Annotated in this window: 13 protein-coding genes; 7 read left to right on the top strand and 6 right to left on the bottom strand. The window is 57.0% G+C overall.

Going from position 1 to position 20,237, the window contains the following annotated elements:
- Nucleotides 1-17: 17 nt before the first annotated feature.
- The gene (locus tag MUN80_RS24400; RefSeq protein WP_244717275.1) at nt 18-500 is read right to left on the bottom strand and encodes a hypothetical protein; all 483 of its coding nucleotides are present in this window, start codon (nt 498-500) and stop codon (nt 18-20) included.
- Nucleotides 501-635: 135 nt separating this feature from the next.
- Here MUN80_RS24400 and MUN80_RS24395 point away from each other — a divergent pair, with 135 nt between their 5' ends.
- The 3 genes from MUN80_RS24395 (at nt 636) to MUN80_RS24385 (ending at nt 3,915) form a co-directional block, all read left to right on the top strand.
- Nucleotides 636-1,802, top strand: coding sequence for a 1-deoxy-D-xylulose-5-phosphate reductoisomerase (locus MUN80_RS24395; protein WP_244717272.1), 1,167 nt, complete (start codon nt 636-638; stop codon nt 1,800-1,802).
- Between the two features lie 158 nt (nt 1,803-1,960).
- Nucleotides 1,961-3,301, top strand: a complete 1,341-nt coding sequence (gene rseP / locus MUN80_RS24390; protein ID WP_244717269.1) for an RIP metalloprotease RseP — start codon at nt 1,961-1,963, stop codon at nt 3,299-3,301.
- A gap of 95 nt (nt 3,302-3,396) precedes the next feature.
- The gene (locus MUN80_RS24385; protein WP_244717266.1) at nt 3,397-3,915 is read left to right on the top strand and encodes a DUF6702 family protein; all 519 of its coding nucleotides are present in this window, start codon (nt 3,397-3,399) and stop codon (nt 3,913-3,915) included.
- A gap of 233 nt (nt 3,916-4,148) precedes the next feature.
- Here the strand turns inward: MUN80_RS24385 and MUN80_RS24380 are convergent, their stop codons facing one another.
- Nucleotides 4,149-6,176, bottom strand: a complete 2,028-nt coding sequence (locus MUN80_RS24380; RefSeq protein WP_244717263.1) for an OmpA family protein — start codon at nt 6,174-6,176, stop codon at nt 4,149-4,151.
- A 269-nt stretch (nt 6,177-6,445) separates the two neighbouring features.
- On the opposite strand from MUN80_RS24380, the gene lon reads away from it, so the two are divergent.
- From lon to MUN80_RS24360, 4 genes are all read left to right on the top strand, one after another.
- Nucleotides 6,446-8,947, top strand: a complete 2,502-nt coding sequence (gene lon / locus MUN80_RS24375) for an endopeptidase La (RefSeq protein WP_244717260.1) — start codon at nt 6,446-6,448, stop codon at nt 8,945-8,947.
- A gap of 328 nt (nt 8,948-9,275) precedes the next feature.
- Nucleotides 9,276-10,340: a type IX secretion system protein PorQ gene (gene porQ, locus MUN80_RS24370; protein WP_244717257.1), complete on the top strand. Its 1,065-nt coding sequence runs from the start codon at nt 9,276-9,278 to the stop codon at nt 10,338-10,340.
- Nucleotides 10,341-10,457: 117 nt separating this feature from the next.
- Complete coding sequence (hslU, locus tag MUN80_RS24365) at nt 10,458-11,870, top strand: ATP-dependent protease ATPase subunit HslU (protein ID WP_244717255.1); 1,413 nt, start codon at nt 10,458-10,460, stop codon at nt 11,868-11,870.
- A gap of 117 nt (nt 11,871-11,987) precedes the next feature.
- On the top strand, nt 11,988-12,716 hold the full coding sequence (locus tag MUN80_RS24360) for an SDR family NAD(P)-dependent oxidoreductase (RefSeq protein ID WP_244717253.1): 729 nt from the start codon (nt 11,988-11,990) through the stop codon (nt 12,714-12,716).
- 57 nt (nt 12,717-12,773) lie between these two features.
- On the opposite strand, the gene MUN80_RS24355 is transcribed toward MUN80_RS24360, so the two are convergent.
- From MUN80_RS24355 to MUN80_RS24340, 4 genes are all read right to left on the bottom strand, one after another.
- The gene (locus MUN80_RS24355; RefSeq protein WP_244717251.1) at nt 12,774-14,465 is read right to left on the bottom strand and encodes a RagB/SusD family nutrient uptake outer membrane protein; all 1,692 of its coding nucleotides are present in this window, start codon (nt 14,463-14,465) and stop codon (nt 12,774-12,776) included.
- Nucleotides 14,466-14,485: 20 nt separating this feature from the next.
- Entirely contained in the window at nt 14,486-17,644 is a 3,159-nt protein-coding gene (locus tag MUN80_RS24350; RefSeq protein WP_244717249.1) for a SusC/RagA family TonB-linked outer membrane protein, read from the bottom strand.
- Between the two features lie 318 nt (nt 17,645-17,962).
- A complete protein-coding gene (locus MUN80_RS24345; protein ID WP_244717247.1) occupies nt 17,963-18,553 on the bottom strand; it encodes a hypothetical protein in 591 nt (196 codons plus the stop codon).
- Between the two features lie 39 nt (nt 18,554-18,592).
- On the bottom strand, nt 18,593-20,218 hold the full coding sequence (locus MUN80_RS24340) for a SusD/RagB family nutrient-binding outer membrane lipoprotein (protein WP_244717245.1): 1,626 nt from the start codon (nt 20,216-20,218) through the stop codon (nt 18,593-18,595).
- Nucleotides 20,219-20,237 lie beyond the last annotated feature (19 nt).

Below are 20,237 nucleotides of genomic sequence, written 5' to 3'. Positions count from 1 at the left end.
GGCTGCTCTAAACAGCCTTACAGCTTGGGCAGCAGCCCCGAAATGCCCTTAATATTAAGCCGCACAAAGTTCTTAACCCGCTCAAACTTGGCGGTGGTTTCTTCCAGCTCCTCATCTTTGTCGAGCTTGCTGGGGCGGTGGGTGTCGAGCAAACCAAAGATGCTGTCGGCAATATCGATATAGCCCAGAATCATGAGCAGCAGCAGCTTTTTCTCGTCTTCCTGGTAGCTTTTGGTGCGCACGGCCTTCACCAGGCTGTCGAGCTGGTTGGTTTCGTCAATGAACAGGTCGCGCAGAAACAGGCGCTGCTGCTGGTAGTCGGCTAGCTGCTCGGGCTCGGTTTGGGCGGCTGAGAAGGGGAAGGAAGTGGTAAAGGCGGTAGCGGCGCGGAAGCTTCTTTCCGCTTCGTACACGGTTTCGAGGTGCTTTTGCAGGCTGGTCCAGAGGCCGTTGCGGGCTTTGTCGAAGGCGGAAAGCGGGGCAGGAGTGGGGGTGTTCATCGGGCTATAGAATACGGTAAAGGCAAAAGTACGCCGTTCCGCGCCGCTTCGCCGCGGCTTTGTACCCACGAACCCAAAGTTCGGCTTACTTTTGTCCTAGGGCAACCCCACCATGCCCGTAGCCTTGCACTCTCCATGTCCTCTCCTTTGAAACGCGTCACGCTGCTGGGCTCTACCGGCTCCATCGGCACCCAGGCCCTCGACGTTATCCGCGCAAACCCCGGCCGCTTTCAGGTCACGGCGCTGTCGGCCCACTCCAATGCCGAGCTGCTGATTCAGCAGGCCCGGGAGTTTCGGCCGGCCGTGGTAGTCATCGGCGACGAGGCAAAGTACGAGACCGTAAAAACCGCTCTGGCCGGGCAAGCCACCGAAGTGCTGGCCGGCATTGCTGCCCTGACCGAAGTAGCCGGCCGCCCCGACACCGACATCGTGCTGACGGCTATGGTGGGCTACTCGGGTTTGCTGCCCACGGTGGCTGCCATCCGGGCCGGTAAGGACATTGCCCTGGCCAACAAGGAAACCCTGGTCGTGGCGGGCCAGCTGATTACGCGCTTGGTCAAGGAGCACGGCGTGGGCCTCTACCCGGTCGACTCCGAGCATTCGGCCATTTTTCAGTGCCTGGTGGGAGAGGAGCGCAACCCGATTGAGAAAATCATCCTGACGGCTTCAGGAGGGCCCTTCCGAGGCCGCACGGCCGAGCAGCTGGCTTCCGTCACCAAGGCCCAGGCCCTGAAGCACCCCAACTGGGACATGGGCGCCAAAATCACCATCGACTCGGCTTCGCTCATGAACAAGGGGCTGGAAGTTATTGAGGCCAAGTGGCTGTTCGGGCTCAACGACGACCAAATCGACGTGGTGGTGCATCCACAAAGTATCATTCATTCCCTGGTTCAGTTCCAGGATGGCTCCCTGAAGGCCCAGCTGGGCTTACCCGACATGAAGCTGCCGATTCAGTACGCCCTGGGCTACCCCGAGCGACTACCGTCCGATTTTCCCCGCTTCTCCTTCCTGGATTATCCCAACCTCACCTTCGAGCAGCCCGACCGCGCCACCTTCCGCAACCTGCCCCTGGCGTTTGAGGCTATGCGCCAGGGCGGCAACGCACCCTGCGTGCTCAACGCGGCCAATGAAATTGCCGTAGCCGCTTTTCTGCGCGACGAAATCGGGTTTCTCGAAATGCCGAGCTTGGTGGAAAGCTGCCTCACGAAGGTTTCGTACCTTGCCGAACCGTCGCTGGACGACTACGTGCAGACCGATCAGGAAACGCGCCGCGTGGCGCACGAACTGGTTGGCCGCCGATAAGTGTTGTCTGGCAGGTAAGGGTCAAGTCGAGCTCAAGCGAGGCATCTCGCGGGCTGACGTTGCCAAGCTAATTTGATTACCATCGCACGCGAGATGCTTCGGCTGCGCCCCTGCATGACTGTTTATCTTCCCTTTTCTCCTCAATACCAAGTTTCGCTTTGGAAGTATTAATCATGGCCGGCCAGATGTTGCTGGGCCTTTCTATTCTGGTGGGTTTGCACGAGTTCGGGCACTTCGCCGCCGCCAAGTACTTCAAGATTCGCGTCGATAAGTTTTACATCTTCTTCGACTTCCTCTTTCCGATGCCGGGCGTGATGAACTTCGCCCTGTTCAAAAAGAAAATCGGGGAGACGGAGTACGGCCTGGGCTGGTTTCCGCTGGGTGGCTACGTGGCCATCCACGGTATGATCGACGAAACCCAGGACGCGGAAAGCCTTTCGGCCGAGCCCCAGCCCAACGAGTTCCGGGCCAAGCCCGCCTGGCAGCGCCTGATTGTCATGCTGGGTGGCATCATCATGAACGTCATCACTGGTATTATCATCTTCACGGCCCTGACGGCTAACTACGGGGAAAGCTACCTGCCCGCTTCCGAAGTGCGCTACGGCGTGGTGCCCAACAAGCTGGGTGAGGAAATGGGCTTCCGCACCGGCGACAAAATCGTTAAAATCAACGGCCGGCCTTTCACCGAGTTCGACGAGGTGTACAGCCCCGACGTGATGCTGGGCAACAACAGCTATTATACCGTGGACCGCAACGGGCAGCTGCTGGATATTCCGATTCCGAAAAACTTTATGGACCGCCTCTCCGACAAGGACCAGACGCCCTTCGTGCTGCCCCTGAACCCCTTTGTGGTGGGCCAAGTGGTATCAGGGAGTGGAGCGGCCAAGGGGGGCTTGCAAACCAACGACCAGATAGCCACCGTGGCGGGCAAGCCCACCCAGTTTTTCCCCGAACTCCAGGAAGCCCTAAAGGCCAATGCCGGTAAAACCGTACCGGTGCAGGTAACCCGCAACGGGCAGCCCGTGACTCTGCAGATTGCCGTCGACGAAGAAGGCCATATCGGCTTCATGCCCAAATCCTTGCTGAAAGAAGCAACCCGCACCTACGGCCTGGCCGAGTCGTTGCCCGTGGGAACCAAGAAAGCATTTGGCGTAATCACAACCCAGATGAAGGCGTTTGGGAAGATCTTCAGCGGCAACGCGTCGTTCAGCAAGTCGATTGGCGGCCCGGTAGAAATTGCCCAGCAGTACGGCGGGCAGTGGGACTGGCAACGGTTCTGGACCCTGACCGGCATGCTGTCCATGGTGCTGGCCTTTATGAACCTGTTGCCTATTCCAGCTCTCGACGGCGGCCACGTCGTGTTCTTGCTATACGAAATGATTGCCGGCCGCAAGCCCTCCGATACCTTCATGGAAAACGCCCAGAAAGTGGGTATGGTCCTGATTTTGGGGCTAATGGCCTACGTGCTGGTTATTAAGCAGGTCCTCAAGTTCCTGTAGGAGGCGCTGCTACCTTGGAATTTTTTCGCGCAAAGCCGTGCTTCTGCAAAGTGGCACGGCTTTTCCTTTCCACCCCAGGCGTGATTTCCAAACCAATGAACCGACTACTGAATTCCGTGGGCCGCTGGGCATTGCTGGCAGCCCTGCTGGTGCTGCTCCGCCTGCCGGCCCTGGCCCACGCCTACCACGCCAGCATCATGGAAGTGCGCTATAACGCGCCCAAGCAGCAGCTCGAAATAAGCCTGAAAGTCTTCACCGACGACTTCGAAAAGGCCCTGTCGGTGGGACAGCCTAAGGCTATTAGCTTCGAGCAGACGCCGCGGCCCCAGGTAACTCAGCTTACGACTGAGCTGCTGCGCAAATCCCTGACTTTCGGCACCCGGCCCGGTGAGACGTTGCCGCTGCAGCTTCTCGGCTTCGAAAAAGACCACGAAGCCCACTGGCTCTACCTGACCGTGAAGCTGCCCAAGCCCACCAATACCATCGTGCTGCGGCACCGGCTGCTGGTAGATACGTTTAGCGACCAAATGAACATCGTCAACCTCGACGCCGGTGGCAAAAAGCAAAGCGCCCTGTTCCGGGACGGTAATGAGGAACAAAAGCTGAGTTTCTAATGGGACGTAGTGCTAGTGCCGCTTCGTGTCCTTGCGAGGCGTGAGCCAAAGCAATCCGTCCTCTAAAATGTGCCGAGTGTTCTAATGCGAAAAGCCCTTTCCTGCCGCGTGCAGGAAAGGGCTTTCTGATAAAAGAACGTTTGTCACCAGCAGAGGACGGATTGCGTCGATCTGCTCGCAAGGACAAATTTTTCCGCGTTCAGCACATTGCTCCACATTTTCCACATTAGAAATTATTTCCAATCCAACGTGCCATCAGCGGGCTTCTTGTCGTCGCCGGGCTTGGGCTTGTCCTCGTCGGGGCGGATGAGGCGGAATTCTACCCTCCGGTTGATACGGGCATCTTCCTCGGTTACTTCCTCCTTGAGCGGCTGGGTACTGCCGTAGCCCATACTTTCAATCCGGTTGGGCTTGAGCTTGCCCTTCGTTTCAATATAGCGTCGGATGGCCTCGGCCCGGTCCTTCGACAGGTTTTCGTTGAAATCCGGGTCGCCCTTGGAGTCGGTGTGGCCCTTGATGCTGAGGCGGAATGTGGGGTGGTCGACCATGAACAGGGCAATACGGTCCAGAACCGGGTGCATAGTCGGCCGGATGTTGGCCTTATCCTGGTCAAACTCGATGTTCTTAAAAATCAGCGGCAGGCCATAGTCAATGGAGTTGGTTACGAGCTTCATCACCGTGTCGCCTTTGAGCTCCAACTGCTTTTCCACGGTGAAGTAGTCTGGGCTCTGAATCAGAATTACGTAGTGGGAGCCCTCAATCAGGTCGAAGTCGAAGGTGCCGTCGGGGCGCACGTACTTGCTGGCTACCTCAATACCGTTGTCGGTATCAATTACGCTGACGATGCCGTTGAGCGGCTTACTACTTACCGAATCCACCAATGAGCCTTCGATGTGCGTAGTAGCCAAGGGCTGGGCTTCCATCGGCAGGGGGAAAGAATAGAGGTCCAGGTTTTTCATGTCCTTGGCCTCTGAGCGGGCATAAAACAGATTAGTCGACTCCGAGTCAATCGTGAAATAGTACTCCGAGCCCTTGCCATTTACCAGCGGCCCAATGTTGCGTGGTTCCTGCCAGCGGCCCCGCACCCGGTAGGTTTTGTAGATATCGAAGTCGCCGTAGTTGAGTAGCTGCCCACGCGAGGAAAAGTACAGCACGTTGTAGAGCGGGTGGTAGTAGGGGCTCACCTCACTTTCCCGGGTGTTCACCACCGGGCCCAGGTTCTGGGCCTTGGTCCACTGCCCGGCCTTGTTTTTGGCCGTAAACCAGATGTCGGACAAGCCGAAGCCGCCGAGCCGGTCGGAGGCGAAGTAGAGCGTGTCCTCGTTGCGCGACAAGGTCGGCTGCGAGTCCCAGGCCGGGGAGTTGACCGTCGTACCCAGCGTTTTGGGCGTGGTCCACTGTCCGTCCTTGAACGTGGACACATACAGGTCGCAGTTGCCGTGGCAGGTAGGGCACTCGCACCGGGCGAAGTAGAGCGTCTTACCATCCTTGCTGATGCAGGCCGAGCCTTCGTTGTACTGGGAGTTAATCGGCTTGGGCAGGGGCTCGGCATCGGTCCACGACACGCCCTCCTTGTGCGACGTGTACAAATCCTCGTCCACGGCATCCTGAATGCCGCGGGTTTTGCGCTTCGACGAGAAAATCAGCTGGTCGGCGCCGGCGTTCAGCGTGGGGCCGTAGTCTTCCCGCTTCGAGTTGATGGCGTCGCCCATGCTGGTGTATACCCCTTTGGGCGGGTGAAACGTGGCAATGCTCTTGCGATACTCCACGATGTCGTAATACACCTTGAGTGGCACGTAAAGGTCGGCTTCCTTGCGCTCCAGCGAATCGTAGTAGAGCTGAATCTTGCGAATGTCCTGGCGGTGGTGCTTCAGGGCCAGGCGGTAGTAGGCTTTAGCTTTTTCCTCGTTGCCGGCCTTCTCCCAGAGCTGAGCCAAGCGCCAGAGCATGGGCGTGTCCTTGGCGAAGTTCTGAATGCCAAACAACGACACGTAGGCTTCGAGCAGGCTGCGGGCCTGGTTGTAGTTGCGGCGCTTCTCGGCCTTCTGAATGGCCTTCAGGGCTTTCTTGTCCTGGAAGTAGGCCAGCTTGTTGATGTTGATAAAGTCGGGCGTGCCGTCGGGGCGCACCCGCAGCTGCCGCGTCACTTTGCCAGTGAGCTTGCGCGTGGCGGGCGCCGTATTTTTCTGCTGGGAATGCCCGGTTCCAAGGAAGCTGAAAAAGAGCAAAAGGGTGAGAAGCGGGCGTAGAGAGCGGGGCATAAATCAATAAAGCACAAGGGCCAGCCCAAACGGCGCGGCACAGGGTCAAAAATAGGGATTTTCTCATCTAAACCGTACGGCCATTTGCTGCCGGACTGGCTGAACTGTGTGCCGCCTTGACCGGTTCAGCTCCCCTAAATTACCTGCTGCCGGCCGTGGCATAGCACTTGACAAAGCCGTATATTCGGAAGCCCACTTGTTTCCGCCCTGCGCGGTGCCGGCTTTTGCTGTCATTCTGGCACCGCCTTCTTTCTCCCGACCCCCGCCTTATGAGTTCATACGATTCGCGCAAGCCCAAACCTAACCTGTTGCTGATGACCGAAGACCCGGCCGAAATGGTGTCCATTGTCGCCTCCGACCCCGACCAGCCCCTGTCGGAGCAGGAGTCGCCGGAGCAGCTGCCGCTGCTGCCCGTGCGCAACACCGTCCTGTTTCCCGGCGTGGTGCTACCTGTCACCGTCACGCGCAAGAAAAGCATCCGGCTGGTACGTAAGGCCTACCGCGGCAACAAGATTGTGGGCGTTGTGGCCCAGAAGAACACCCAGAGCGACGACCCTGCCCTCACCGACCTGTTTGAAGTCGGCACCATGGCCCGCATCCTGAAGCTGTTGGTGCTGCCCGACGGCAACACGACCATTATCATTCAGGGCCAGAGCCGCTTCCGCATTGAGGAGCAAACCCAGGACACGCCCTACCTCACGGCCCGCGTGAGCTACTTCCCCGAAACGTTTCCCAATAAGAGCTCCAAGGAGGTGAAGGGCCTGGTGTCGTCGCTGAAAGACGCGGCGGCCAAGATGCTCAAGCTCAACCCCGAGATTCCGCAGGAAGCCCAGGTCGCCTTGGATAATATTGAGTCGCCGGCCTTCCTCACCCACTTTCTCTCGTCCAACATCAACGTGGAAGTGGGCCTCAAGCAGAAGCTGCTCGAAATCAACGACGGTGTGGAGCGTGGCACCATGCTGCTGGAGATGATGATGAAGGAGATTCAGCTCCTGGAAATCAAGCACGAAATCCAGACCAAGGTTCACACCGATATCGACCAGCAGCAGCGCGACTATTTCCTGCGTCAGCAAATCAAGGTGCTGCAGGATGAACTCGGCTTCGACGGGCCCGACCAGGAAATCGACAAGCTGCGCCAGCGGGCCAAGGACAAGAAGTGGCCCGAAGCCGTAGCCAAGCACTTCCAAAAGGAGCTGGAGAAGCTGGCCCGCGTCAATCCGCAGGCCGCTGAGTTTCCGATCAGCGTCAACTACGTGGAGTTTCTGCTCGATTTGCCCTGGGCCGAATTCACCAAGGACAACTTCAACCTGAAGCGCACCAAGAAAATCCTCGACCAGGACCACTACGGCCTGGAAAAGGTGAAGGAGCGCATCATTGAGTACCTGGCTGTGCTCAAGCTCAAACAGGATATGAAGGCCCCGATTCTGTGCCTCTACGGTCCGCCCGGCGTGGGCAAGACTTCCCTGGGCCGCTCTATTGCCAAGTCGCTCGGCCGCAAATACGTGCGCATGAGCCTGGGCGGCGTGCGCGACGAGGCCGAAATCCGCGGGCACCGCAAAACCTACGTGGGGGCCATGCCCGGCCGCATCATTGCCCAGATCAAGAAGGCCGGCGCTTCGAACCCGGTTATTGTCCTCGACGAAATCGACAAGATTGCCTCCGACTTCCGCGGCGACCCAAGCTCGGCATTGCTCGAAGTGCTGGACCCCGAGCAGAACTCGACCTTCACCGACAACTACCTGGAGGTGGAGTACGACCTCTCGAAAGTCCTCTTCATTGCCACGGCCAACTCCCTGGACACCATTCAGCCCGCCCTGCGCGACCGGATGGAAATCATCGACCTGACCGGCTACACGCTGGAGGAGAAAACCCAGATTGCCAAAAAGCACCTCTGGCCCAAGCAGCTCACCGAGCACGGCTTGAGCCAGAAGGATGTGGCCATCACCACGCCCGCTCTGCAGCGCGTCATTGATGATTATACCCGCGAATCGGGGGTGCGGAGCCTGGAGCGCAAGCTCGGAGCGGTGGCTCGCAACATTGCCAAGAACAAGGCCATGAAGGAGCCCTTCCCCGAAACGCTGGAGCCCAAGGACGTGAGCAAAATCCTGGGCGCGGCCATCTTCGACCGGGACCTGTACCAGGACAACGAAACCGCCGGCGTGGTTACGGGCCTGGCCTGGACCTCAGTGGGCGGCGACATACTCTTCATCGAAAGCCTGCTCAGCCGGGGCCGGGGCAAACTCACGCTGAGCGGGCAGCTCGGCGACGTGATGAAGGAGTCGGCCATAACGGCCCTTTCGTATTTGCGCAGCCGGGCCGAGGAGCTGGACATCGACTACCGCCTCTTCGACCAGTACGACCTGCACATTCACTTCCCCGAGGGCGCCGTTCCCAAGGACGGCCCCAGTGCCGGCATTGCCATCTTCACCAGCATTGCCTCGGTGTTTACCCAGCGCAAAATCCGCAGCCACCTGGCCATGACCGGCGAAATCACCCTGCGCGGTAAGGTGCTGCCGGTGGGCGGCATCAAGGAAAAGATTCTGGCGGCCAAGCGTGCCGGTATTAAGGACGTTATCCTCTGCGAGAAGAACCGCAAAGACATCCTCGAAATCCCGGCCGACTACCTCAAGGACCTGACCGTGCACTACGCCGATCGGGTCGACGACGTGCTCAAGGTGGCTTTGCTCGACGAAAAGGTGGCTCACCCCATCAAGCTCGTGGTGCGCGACGAGCCGGCCGTAGCTCCGGCGCCCAGCGTGGAAGTGGCGTAAGCCGCCATCTGAGCCGACTGCATTGGTGGGAAGGTTGGGAAATTCGTCCCGGCCTTCCCACGGTTGTTTTCGTGCCAGTGGGAGGTCTCCAGAGCCCGGAAACAATTGTTTTCATGCTCTGGGGGAGTAGATGAACCGGGAAATAAAAAAATACAGACTCATCTACTCCCCCTGGGTCTTCCAACGAATGTTTCTAAGCTTCGGGGGAGCAGATGAGCCCTGAAACATTTGTTTCCGGGCTCGGGGGACTTATTCGGCCCACCAAACAATAAAACCAGCCGTTCGGGCGTCTTACCCAGGATGCTTTCCAATCACCTATCTTAGAGGTATGAATCGACTGCTACACCGTTCGGCTTTGGTGCGGATTATTGTCTTAGGCTTAGGTGGCTTGCTAGCCCGGCCGGCCGCCGCCCAGATTGGCGGGCAGCAGGCCTTTTCCTTTCTCAACCTGCCGCCCAGCGCCAAGCTGGCTGGGTTGGGTGGCGTCAACGTCTCCTCGCGCGACGCCGACGGCACAATGCTCTACGGCAACCCCGCCCTGCTCAACAAGGAAATGGACGGCCGCCTGGCCCTGGGCTACGTTGACTTTCTTTCCGACATCAAGCAAAGCACCGCCTCCTACGTGTTCAATACGGAGCGCGCCGGTCGTTTTGGCGTAGGCCTGACGTACCTGGACTATGGTCAGTTTGAACAAGTCGATGCGGCTGGCAACAGCCTCGGGCAGTTTTCGGTCAATGAGTATGCTGTTGGCGTGTCTAACGCCTACACCAGCGGCAACTTCACCCTGGCTGGTACCCTGAAGCTGGCCGTGTCGGGCATAGCCGGCAACCACTCGGTGGCCACGCTGGCCGACGTGGGCGCCTTGTTCAAGCACCCAACCCAAGACTTCAACGTGGGCCTGGTGGTGCGCAATGCCGGCATTCAGCTCAAGCCCTACGCCGGCGCCGAGCGGGAGCCCATGCCGCTCGACGTGCAGATTGGCACCTCGTTCAAGCCCGAGCACATGCCGCTGCGCATTTCTATTTCGGCCCACCACCTGCAGCAGCTCGACATTGTATACCTCGACCCCACCGTGCGCGGGCAGCTTGATGACGAGGGCAATGAAGTGAAACCCAAGAAAAGCCTGGGCGACAAAATTGCCCGCCACTTTGTGGTTGGCGGCGAGCTGATTCTGGGCAAAAATCTGAACGTGCGCCTGGGCTACAACCACTTGCAGCGCCGGGAGCTCCGCCTCGACAATACCGCGGGCGGGGCCGGTATCAGCTTCGGCGTGATGCTGCGCATCAGCCAGTTTCAGCTTGATTATACCCGAGCCGGCTACCATGCCTCCGGGGCGGCCAACTACTTTACCGTAGCCCGCAACATCGACACGCTGTTCAAGAAAAACGACTAGCTCCCAACTTTCGTAGCGCGAACTTTGTAGTTCGCGTCCCCGCGCCGTATAGAATGACGGTCAGCCGGAGACGCGAGCTACAAAGTTCGCGCTACTGCCTTTCCCTACCTTCTCTCCATGCTAGATTCCAACACCTTCCTGACCCCGGCTCAAATTGTGGCCGAACTGGACAAGTACATCATCGGCCAGCACGACGCCAAGCGCCACGTGGCCATTGCCCTGCGCAACCGGTGGCGCCGCCTGCACGCGCCCCTGGAAATGCAGCGCGAAATCGTGCCCAACAATATCCTGATGATTGGCTCCACCGGAGTGGGCAAAACCGAAATTGCCCGCCGCTTGGCCAGCATTGCCGGGGCACCTTTCACTAAAGTTGAAGCGTCCAAGTTCACCGAGGTTGGTTACGTGGGCCGCGACGTGGAAAGCATGGTCCGCGACTTGGTCGAGCAGTCGGTCAACATGGTCAAGCAGCGCCGCAAGGAGGAAGTCAAGAGCCGGGCTGCTCAAGCAGTAGAAGACATTATCCTCGACGCCCTTATTCCGCCCGTCAGCGGCAGTGGCCTGGCACCCACCAAACCTTCCGTGGGCTTTGCCGCCGATGGCTCCGTGCCCGACTCCGATTACGAGCTCAATGAGCGGACCCGGGAGAAGTTTCGCCTCAAAATCCGTAATGGGGAACTCGAAGACCGCAAGATTGACATTCAGGTGCAGCAAAACAGTGCACCTGGGATTGGCGTAGTCGGCGGCCCGGCCGGTCTGGACGAGGCTTCGCTCTCGGGCTTGCAGGATATGCTGGGTAGCATGATTCCCAAGAAAACCCGGAAGCGCAAAGTCACCATCGCCGAAGCCCGCAAAATCCTGCTCGATGAGGAAGCTGCCAAGCTCATCGACATGGACGAGGTGAAAGACGAAGCCATCCGGCAGGCCGAAAATGCCGGCATCATCTTTATCGACGAGATTGACAAAGTTGCCAGCCGCGCTGGCAAGGGCGGGGGAGGTGGCCCCGATGTGAGCCGGGAAGGCGTGCAGCGCGACCTGCTACCCATCGTGGAAGGCAGCGCCGTGAGCACCAAGTACGGCATCATCCACACCGACCACATCCTGTTCATTGCTGCCGGTGCCTTCCACGTCGCCAAGCCCAGCGACCTGATTCCTGAGCTGCAGGGCCGCTTCCCCATCCGGGTAGAGCTGCAAAGTCTGACCAAGGATGACTTTTTCAAGATCCTGAAGGACCCCAAGAACGCGCTGACCAAGCAGTACGAAGCCCTGCTGCAGGCCGAGGAAGTAGAGCTTTCCTTCGACGACGCGGCCCTGGAGCGCCTGGCCGAAATTGCCTTCGAGGTCAACGCCGAAGTCGAGAACATCGGGGCCCGCCGCCTGCACACCGTCATGAGCCGCCTGCTCAACGACATCCTCTTCGACGTGCCCGACGTAATTGGAGCCCACGCCCGGATCCAGATTACCCGTGAGTTGGTCGAAGAACGCCTGAGCGACATGGTCCGCAACCGCGACCTAAGCCAGTATATTCTCTGAGATAGTACAGGCAGGAAATAGTGAGTGCCGTTCAACGGCCGTCAGGTGCTTACGTAGGTAGGTGCTGATGATGGCCGTTGAACGGCACTCACTATTTCACCATCTCACCATTTTCCGATGCATTATTATATCATCACGGGTGCCAGCCGCGGCCTGGGCAAGGCGCTGGCCGAAGCCGTACTGCACCAGCCCGGCACGACCGTCGTTGGCGTGTCGCGCCACGCTACCATCGAGCACGAGCGGTACCTGCACCAGCCTCTGGACCTCTCCGATATTGCTGCCGTCGAAAACAACCTGCACAAAGTATTCCCACGCTGGACGGATGCCGCCAGCGTTACGCTCATCAACAATGCTGCCGTAGTGGGCGACATCGGCTACGTTGGTGAACAGCCCAACGAGCATTACAACTTTGTCTTCGACGTCAATCTGGTGGCACCGGCCATGCTGATGAATACGTTTTTGAGCGCCTACTCCGGTCTGACCGTGCCACGCACGGTACTTAATATCAGCAGCGGCGCCGCCCAGCGCCCCGTTGATGGCTGGGCAGCTTATTGTGCCTCCAAAGCCGCCCTCGAAGCCCTGACCACTACGGCCCAGAAAGAGCAGGAGCTGCGCGGCTCGGGTGTGCGCATCCGCAGCCTGTCACCCGGTGTCATCGATACGGGTATGCAGGAGCATATCCGTGCCGCCGACCCCGGCAGCTTCAGTGAGGCTGCCCGCTTCGTCGATTACCATGCACAGGGCCAGCTAGCCTCGGCCGACCACGTAGCGGGCAAAATTATGGCTTGGCTGCAACGCCCGGTCACCAAGTCGGAATCGGCAGTGCTCCGGTTGGCCGATTTGTAAGGTCATAAAAAAAGCCCCGACCATACGGCCGGGGCTTTTTTATGTATTGAATCCTGATTAGTAACCAGGGTTCTGCTGAGCAGCCAATACTGGGTTGTTAGCCGTTTCCAGGGAAGGAATAGGCCACAAGAACAGGAAAGAGCTTTGGTCACCAGTCATCGGAACTGCCTTGGTACCAGGCGTAGCGGTGGGCGTGTTGCAAGCATAAGCAGCGGCCGTTACTTGCGCCGTGGAGAACTTAGCTGGAATACCACCACCGGGCACGGTGCTGAAGGTTTTCTCGCCCGACAGGCGGTGGATATCATCCCAGCGGAAGCCTTCGGCTACGAACTCGATCCGACGCTCGTTCAGGATAGCCTGAATCAAGGCATTACCCGTCAGCGCAGCAGTGTATTGCTCTGCTACGTTGGTTACTGCACGGTTACGTACGGCGTTCAGTTGAGCCAGTGCCAGCAGAGGGTTACCCGTGCGGGCGTTAGCCTCAGCTTGGTTCAGAATCACTTCCGCGTAACGAATGATCGGAGCATAGTCTGCACCGGTAGCTGCCTCTTTGTACTTACGTGTTACGTAGCGAGGACCGGTACCGGGGTCCAGCTGCATCAGCTGCGTACGACGCAAGTCGTCGCAGGTGAAGAACGGGGCATTGAACAGAATGGGGCTGATAGCCAGCAGACCACGACCCGTACCGTTGGTCATCTGAGCAGCCGAACGGGAACCGTATACGCTAGGCAGAGCACCGTTTACGCTGGGGTTGTCGTCCGAGCTGTTCTCGATGGAGAAGATGTTTTCTGCTACTATAGTAGCACCACCTGGGAATGCTGCCTGGGGCGTAGGTGCCAATGCATATGGGCCTAAAGGACCAGCAGCAATAGTAGTCGGACTTGTAAATGGAGCAGTGACACCGGAAATTAGTTTATTGCCTTCCTCAATCACCTTAGCCCAGTTACCCTGGTGCTGACGCAGGCGCTGCTTCAAGGCGATTGCCGCTCCTTTTGTGGCACGTGTTACCCGTGTGTTAGTAGCACGACTGCCAGTTCCAGCGATAGGCAGCTTAGATTCGGCGGCGTCCAGGTCGGCCAGCATTTTGTCGTACACGTTGGCCACGGTGCCGCGGTCTACGGCACGAGCCAGCGTTACGGCCTCTTCCGTGTTGATAGCAATATCACGGTACGGTACGCCTGGGCTAGTGCCACCGTTCAACGTGTAGGGCTGGGAGAAGTGAATTACCAGCTCGTGGTGAGCCAAAGCCCGCAGGAAGAGCAATTCGCCTTCGTAGATCGTAGCTTGGTCAGCCGTGATAATCCCGCTGGCAGCTGCCTGGCGCACGCCGGCCAGCGTTACGTTGGCCTGGTTGATAACTGAATAGCAACCGCTCCACATGTTTACCAGGTTGGGGCTCGACGGAGTGATGGAGTTGCCATACACGATACCGAAGAAGCCCGCCATATCTACCACATCTTCGCCGCGGGCGTCATCCAGTTCGGAAGACGCTGCGCCGAAAGGATAGCCCCGGGTTGCGAGAGCACCACCGTTCAGCGGATCGTAGAAGCCCGACTGGGCAGCGTTGTATACGCCGGTTACGGCCAGTGCCACACGAGCCGGGTCACTAAATACCGTAGCTTCCGACAGGGCGTTCTGAGGAGTTAGGTCAGTTACTTCGCAAGAGCTCAAGCCCAGCGTCACGGTCAGGCTAGTAGCCAGCGCCAGTGAGCGGAAAGGAGTGCTTCTTAGTGAAAAAAGATTATTCATGTCTGTTTAGTAAAGAGAGCTTAGAACGACACGTTTAACCCGGCCATAACGATGCGCTGCTGCGGGTTGCTGTTGTTGTCGATACCCGACTGGTTGTTTGCGGTAGAGCCCTGTGTGGAAGTGATGTTGGAGTTTACTTCTGGGTCAACACCTTTGTACTTGGTGAAAGTTGCAGCATTCTGGATCTGGCCGTATACGCGTACCCGGTTCAGGCCCGTGATACCCATTACCGACTTAGGCAGGGTGTAGCCCAGGGTGATGTTCTGGATACGGATGAAGTCACCTTTCTCTACGAAGCGCGAGGTAGCTTCCCCGTTCTTGTTGGTGAAGTCCGAGTTGTTCAGCGTTACACGAGGAGTGTTCGTGTTGGTGTTCGTGGGAGTCCAGCGGTCCAGAATCTCGGTGCTGTTGTTTACGAAGTCCATGCGCAGCAATTGCTGACGCGTAACGTTCATAATCTTGTTGCCACCCGAGTAGCGAGCGAAGATTTCGAAGTCGAAGCCTTTGTAGGTGAGCGTGTTGGTCAAGCCACCAAAGAAAGTCGGGTTCGAGTTGCCCAGAACTTTACGGTCCGTTGCAGCGCTCAGCGTTGCAGCTTTGCTCACGTCGCCGGGGTTCGATGGGTCGTAGAGCACGTAGCTACGGGTGTCCAGGTTGCCCTGTACCAGCGTGCCAGCGGCATCCTGCTTGCGGTAGATCGGGTTACCATTGGCGGGGTTTACACCCTCGTACTGGTAGCCGTAGATAGCACCGATAGGCTCACCTAAGCGCGTTACGTTGTAGGGGTTCAGGATATCCTCGTTGCCGTTAGCCAAACGAGTGATTTTGGTGTTGTTGGTCGAGAAGTTGAAGTTGGTGCTCCACGAGAAGTCTTCCGTGCGGACGTTCTGCGTGTTTACCGTCAATTCGAAACCTTTGCTGGTCATAGCACCTACGTTGGCGCTGTAGCCGTTCAGCGGAACACCGAGGCTAACAGGAGTACGCACGAAGAGGATCAGGTCGTCGTTGTTGTTCTCGTAGTAGTCGGCCGTTACCGTGAAGCGGTTGTCGAGGAAGCCCAGGTCGATACCGAAGTCGGTCTTCTTGGAGTTTTCCCACTTCAGGTTAGCGTTGCCGAACTGGCCGCTGGTGTTGTAGCCAATACCAGCCTGCGTACCATATTTACCAGCACCGAACAAGCCAGCGTAAGGATAGTCACCGATTTCGGTGTTACCTACTACGGCGTACGAACCACGGAGCTTCAGGTCAGAAATGAAGCTGATACCAGCGCTTTTGAAGAAAGGTTCTTCCGATACACGCCAGCCCAGCGAACCACCGGGGAAGTAACCCAGACGGTTATTAGTTGGCAGCGACGAAATTTTGTCGGCACGTACCGTAGCCGTCAACAGGTAGCGGTCTTTGAACGAGTAGTTAGCCCGGCCGAAGTACGACTGATAGCCACGCTCGGCGAAGTCACCGAAGATGTTAGGCGTGGTGATGGTGTTCGAGATGATGTTGTTTTTGCCGAAGTACAGGTCCGACAGGCCCTGGCCTTGAGCATAGAAGTACTGCTGACGCGACTTCTGCCACTCACCACCAGCTACGATGTTAATCTTGTGGTCGGTACCGAGCGTGCTCTGGTAGGTAGCCGTAGCCTGCGAGTTCCAACGCACGTTGGGCGCCTGGCTCTGTACTACGAGACCGTTGGAGCTGCGGCCGTCACCCTGACGGGGGTCCAGGTACTGGAAGTCATCATTGAGGTTGGTGTCGGTACCGAACTGACCACGCAGACGCAGGCCTTTTACCGGCTCAACTTCACCGTAGACGTTACCCAGCAAGCGGTAGCTCTGGTTGCGGAAGATGTTATTGTCCAGCTGGAAAATAATGTTCGGGTAAGCGAAGGAAATAGGCTGGGTGTTGTTACCCTGGCCCAGCGTGCCCGAGGTGGGGTCAACATAGGGAGTGCCGTCGGGGTTACGAGCAGGCACGTTCGGGAATGCCGACAGTGCGTTGGTGATGTTGCCCGAAATACCGTTGGTCGACGTGTTCAGACCGCGGGTTTCGGTGCGGCTAGCGCCCAGGTTGAAGCCTACGCGGAACCAATCCTTTACTTGCTGGTCCAGGTTCGAACGGAACGAGAAACGCTGCAGTTCGTTAGAGCGAACAACGCCCGTCTGGTTGGTGTAGCCACCGGAGAAGTAGTAGTTGGTCTTGTCCGTAGCGCCCGATACCGACAGAACGTGGTTCTGCTGGAAGCCCGTGCGGAAGATTTCGTCCTGCCAGTCGGTGCTCACCGGCGAGCCGCCTTCCAGGTAAGGGAAAGCAATACCCGTCGAAGCAGAGTTGGCGTTCTTTGCCTTTTCGTTGCTGATGGTGATGAAGTCATCAGCACCCAGCACTTTGTAACGCTTCAGCGTTTTGGCCCAGCCGAAGTACGTGTCGTAGTTTACCTGAGCACGGCCCAGCTTACCTTTTTTGGTGGTAATCAGGATAACGCCGTTGGCAGCCCGCGAACCGTAGATAGCCGAGGAAGAACCGTCTTTCAGGACTTCGTAGCTCTCAATGTCGTTGGGGTTGATGTCGGCCAGGGGGTTGTTGGTGAAGCCTGAGCCCAGCTGGCTCTGGCTACCGGTGAAGATCGGCACACCGTCAACTACAATCAGAGGAGTCGTACCCGACGAAATCGAGTTAACACCACGGATCAGGATGCGGGGCTGCTGACCCAGCAGACCCGAAGGCGTCGTTACGGTTACACCGGCAGCACGGCCCGAGAGTTGCTGGGCAAAGCTGGGCGTAGCCAGATTGGAGATAGACTCACCCTGTACCGAAGCAATAGAGCCCGTTACGTCACGGCGTTCCTGCGTACCGTAACCCGTTACTACTACTTCGCTCAGCTGCTTGCTGTCACCGGCCAGGCCGATGTTGAGCTGATCTTCCGTGCCAATGGCGCGCTCGGTCTGGATGTAGCCAATAGAGCTAAATACCAGTGTGCCCCCGGCCGATGGAACGCTCAGCGTGTACGTTCCGTCAGAATTCGTAGAAACTCCATTTGTGGTACCTTTCAAAAGTACCGTAACACCCGGCAGGCCTTCCCCTGACTGGCGGTCGGTAACCCGACCGGAAATATTCCGATTCTGGGCGGTCACCTGTTGTAACAGGGTGAACATGAGTAGTAAACTCATGAATAGAATTTTTTTCATGCAGAAAAAAGTTTGGGTTAAAATATAAGCGGGGGCGAAAAAACCGCTTTTACTTCTTAAAAATACTCACAGTTAGCCGAAACTATACTGTCTCGCCACTTTTTTTTCGTCGGCCCATAATTTTCCAGGCCCCTTACAAATAGACATATATACCGTTAGCAATATAACTTTGGCATTTAACAGGGGTGGATTATAATGGATTGTTGGAATTGCCATACGTATTTTAACAGTTTGCTAATTCTTAATTTTTATGGGCAAAAAAAGGGCTGACTTTCCGAGGAAGCCAGCCCTTGCTATTGGTTTAATTACAGACCCAGATTAAGGATTGCGGAAGACGGCAACTGCTGCGTATGGAGCCAAGATCTGAGTTCCACTAGGGATGTTCATAGAGTTTACCGGAGTCAGGACGATCCGGCGGCCACCCTCTACTATATATTCGAAGGTAAAGACGATAGCATCGTTCGGCGAAAGCAGGATGTTGGTTACATCCGGTCCACCGGGGGGGATTACCGACACCAGGGAGGTGCCCGTGTAGCGCTGCAAGTCTTTCAGCGCCTCGGTGCTAGTGAGGCTAACCGTAGCCGGGAACGAACTGTAGTCACCTACCTTCACGCGGGGGCCAAGCAAATCACCACGGCGGAAGCTCTTGTATACCTCGATGGTTTGCAGCTTCAGGTCACGCTGCTGGTTAGGGGCGAGGGTAAACTCAAAGATGGGACGTGTCGGGTTTGTGTTGGTAGCAGCCCGGGCAGCAAGAATGTTGAAAAAGTCTTTTCCGGTAGTAATCTGTGGAAGGACAAGGGGCACACTTTCTACGGCTGGCGCTGGTATGGCACTATCCTCTTTGCAGGAACTCAGAGTTCCGCCGAAGGCAACCAGTAACAACAAGCCAAAAATTATTTTTTTCATGGGAAGTCGAAGTTAGAGGGGTAAGACAGATAGACGAACTCAGCCTCTGTCCCAGAAAATCTTGTCGAGTACCACGTTGGGCTGTTGTTTGGGTGCGTTCGGATTGGACGTCAGGTCATCCTGCCGATAAGGCAGGCGACGTGGGTAGCCCCCCGTCAGGCGAGTATGGGGCTCTAGTAAAATACTAGTACCTGGTCTAACGTCCGTCCCACCAGGTAGCGTAATTTTCGGGAAGCCCGTACGGCGGTAGTCGGTATAAATGTCTTCTCCGAATCCCCAGCCAGCCTTATACTTCTCCAGAATGATATTAGACAAAGTAGTACCCCGACTTAAAGCACTAGTAACGTAAGCATCTCTGGCACTCGTGCTAATGGTTTGGCTACCGTCTTTGCTGGCGATGTCGTTTACTTTGTCAAACGCAGCCTCTATTCCTTTCTTAAAGGCTGCTGTAGCTCCGGCTTGGTCGTTTAGGATCGTCAGGCGTACTTCAGCTTCCGTGAAGTAGCGACTGGCTGAAGTCAGGAAGCGTTGCGCGACTATGCCCTTACCCGAGTTACCATCAGCTTTGCCTCCGAACCCGTTGGGGTCAAACTTTCCGCCTACTGCGTACAGACCGGGAAGAGTAATCTGGTTTGATACCGATTGGTTGGCGTTCGGCCCAATGCTGCCTAATAAAACAGTAGCAAATGGTCCTGCCTGAAAATCGATAGTGGCCTGCGCTGGTGCGCTCTTCGGCAACTGATTGTAAAAATAATATGGCAGACGCGGATCAGCAGTGTTTCCATTGAGGTAACTGGGTGACATCACGTCTACGTAGAAAAACCGGCCAATCGTGTTTTCCCGGCTGGCCGTTACATAGTCGGCAATAAAACCAAGATTACGGTTTTCCGGCGTTGTAGAGGCATTGTAGCGGAACTCGTAGTCGTCGCCTATTGCAGTTATCAGGTCCTGAGTAAGCAGGGCTTGTACCTGAGTGTTCAGCTCGGTGGCACTCATTACCGGTGTGGGATTGAGCCGAATCTGGTTCAGGAGCTTCAACTTCAGCGTCCGGCCCAGGCGAGCCCACTTAGCTTTATCACCGCCGTAAATAAGATCGGCAGAAGGCAACGTAGTGGAAGAGCTAGGCTTCGCCAGATTCTGCAAACCCTCATCAATCAAGACGAACAGGTCCTTATAGATGTCAGAGTCCTTGTCAAACTTGGGTGCCGGATTAGCTATGCCCTGCAAAGCCTGTGAATAGGGAATATCACCCCACATATCCACCATTTGGCTGAATACATACGCCTTTTGGATTTGAGCAATACCCAGATAATCCGAGCTCTGCGAGGCCGTTGCCTGCTTGATGATCTGCTCGGTGTTAACCAAGCAATCAGCATAGAGGCCGCCCCACTGGTTGCTGAACGAGTCGCCATCAGGGGTGTAGGAACCAATGCCGCGGGTGCTGGAGAGCTGGTTGACCAAGGTAGAAGTCGGTTGGCTCAGGCCCAGGGCGCTCAGACCCAGGTAGACGCTCATGGCACCTTGTGAAGCCGGAAGTAATTGTTCCACGCGGGCCGAAGTGGCATTGATGGGGTCTACGTTGACATCGAAGAAGTCTTTGCAGCCCGGCGTGGTTGCCAGCAGGCTTAGGAAGCCTAGCAGAGCAGTCCCTTTACGTAAATTCATATCAGAAACAGGAAAGTCA

Origin of the sequence: Hymenobacter cellulosivorans (assembly GCF_022919135.1) — a bacterium.
GTDB classification, from domain to species: Bacteria; Bacteroidota; Bacteroidia; order Cytophagales; family Hymenobacteraceae; genus Hymenobacter; species Hymenobacter cellulosivorans.
Note: the sequence above shows the minus strand (reverse complement) of the source record. Positions and strands in the feature narration are given on the sequence as shown.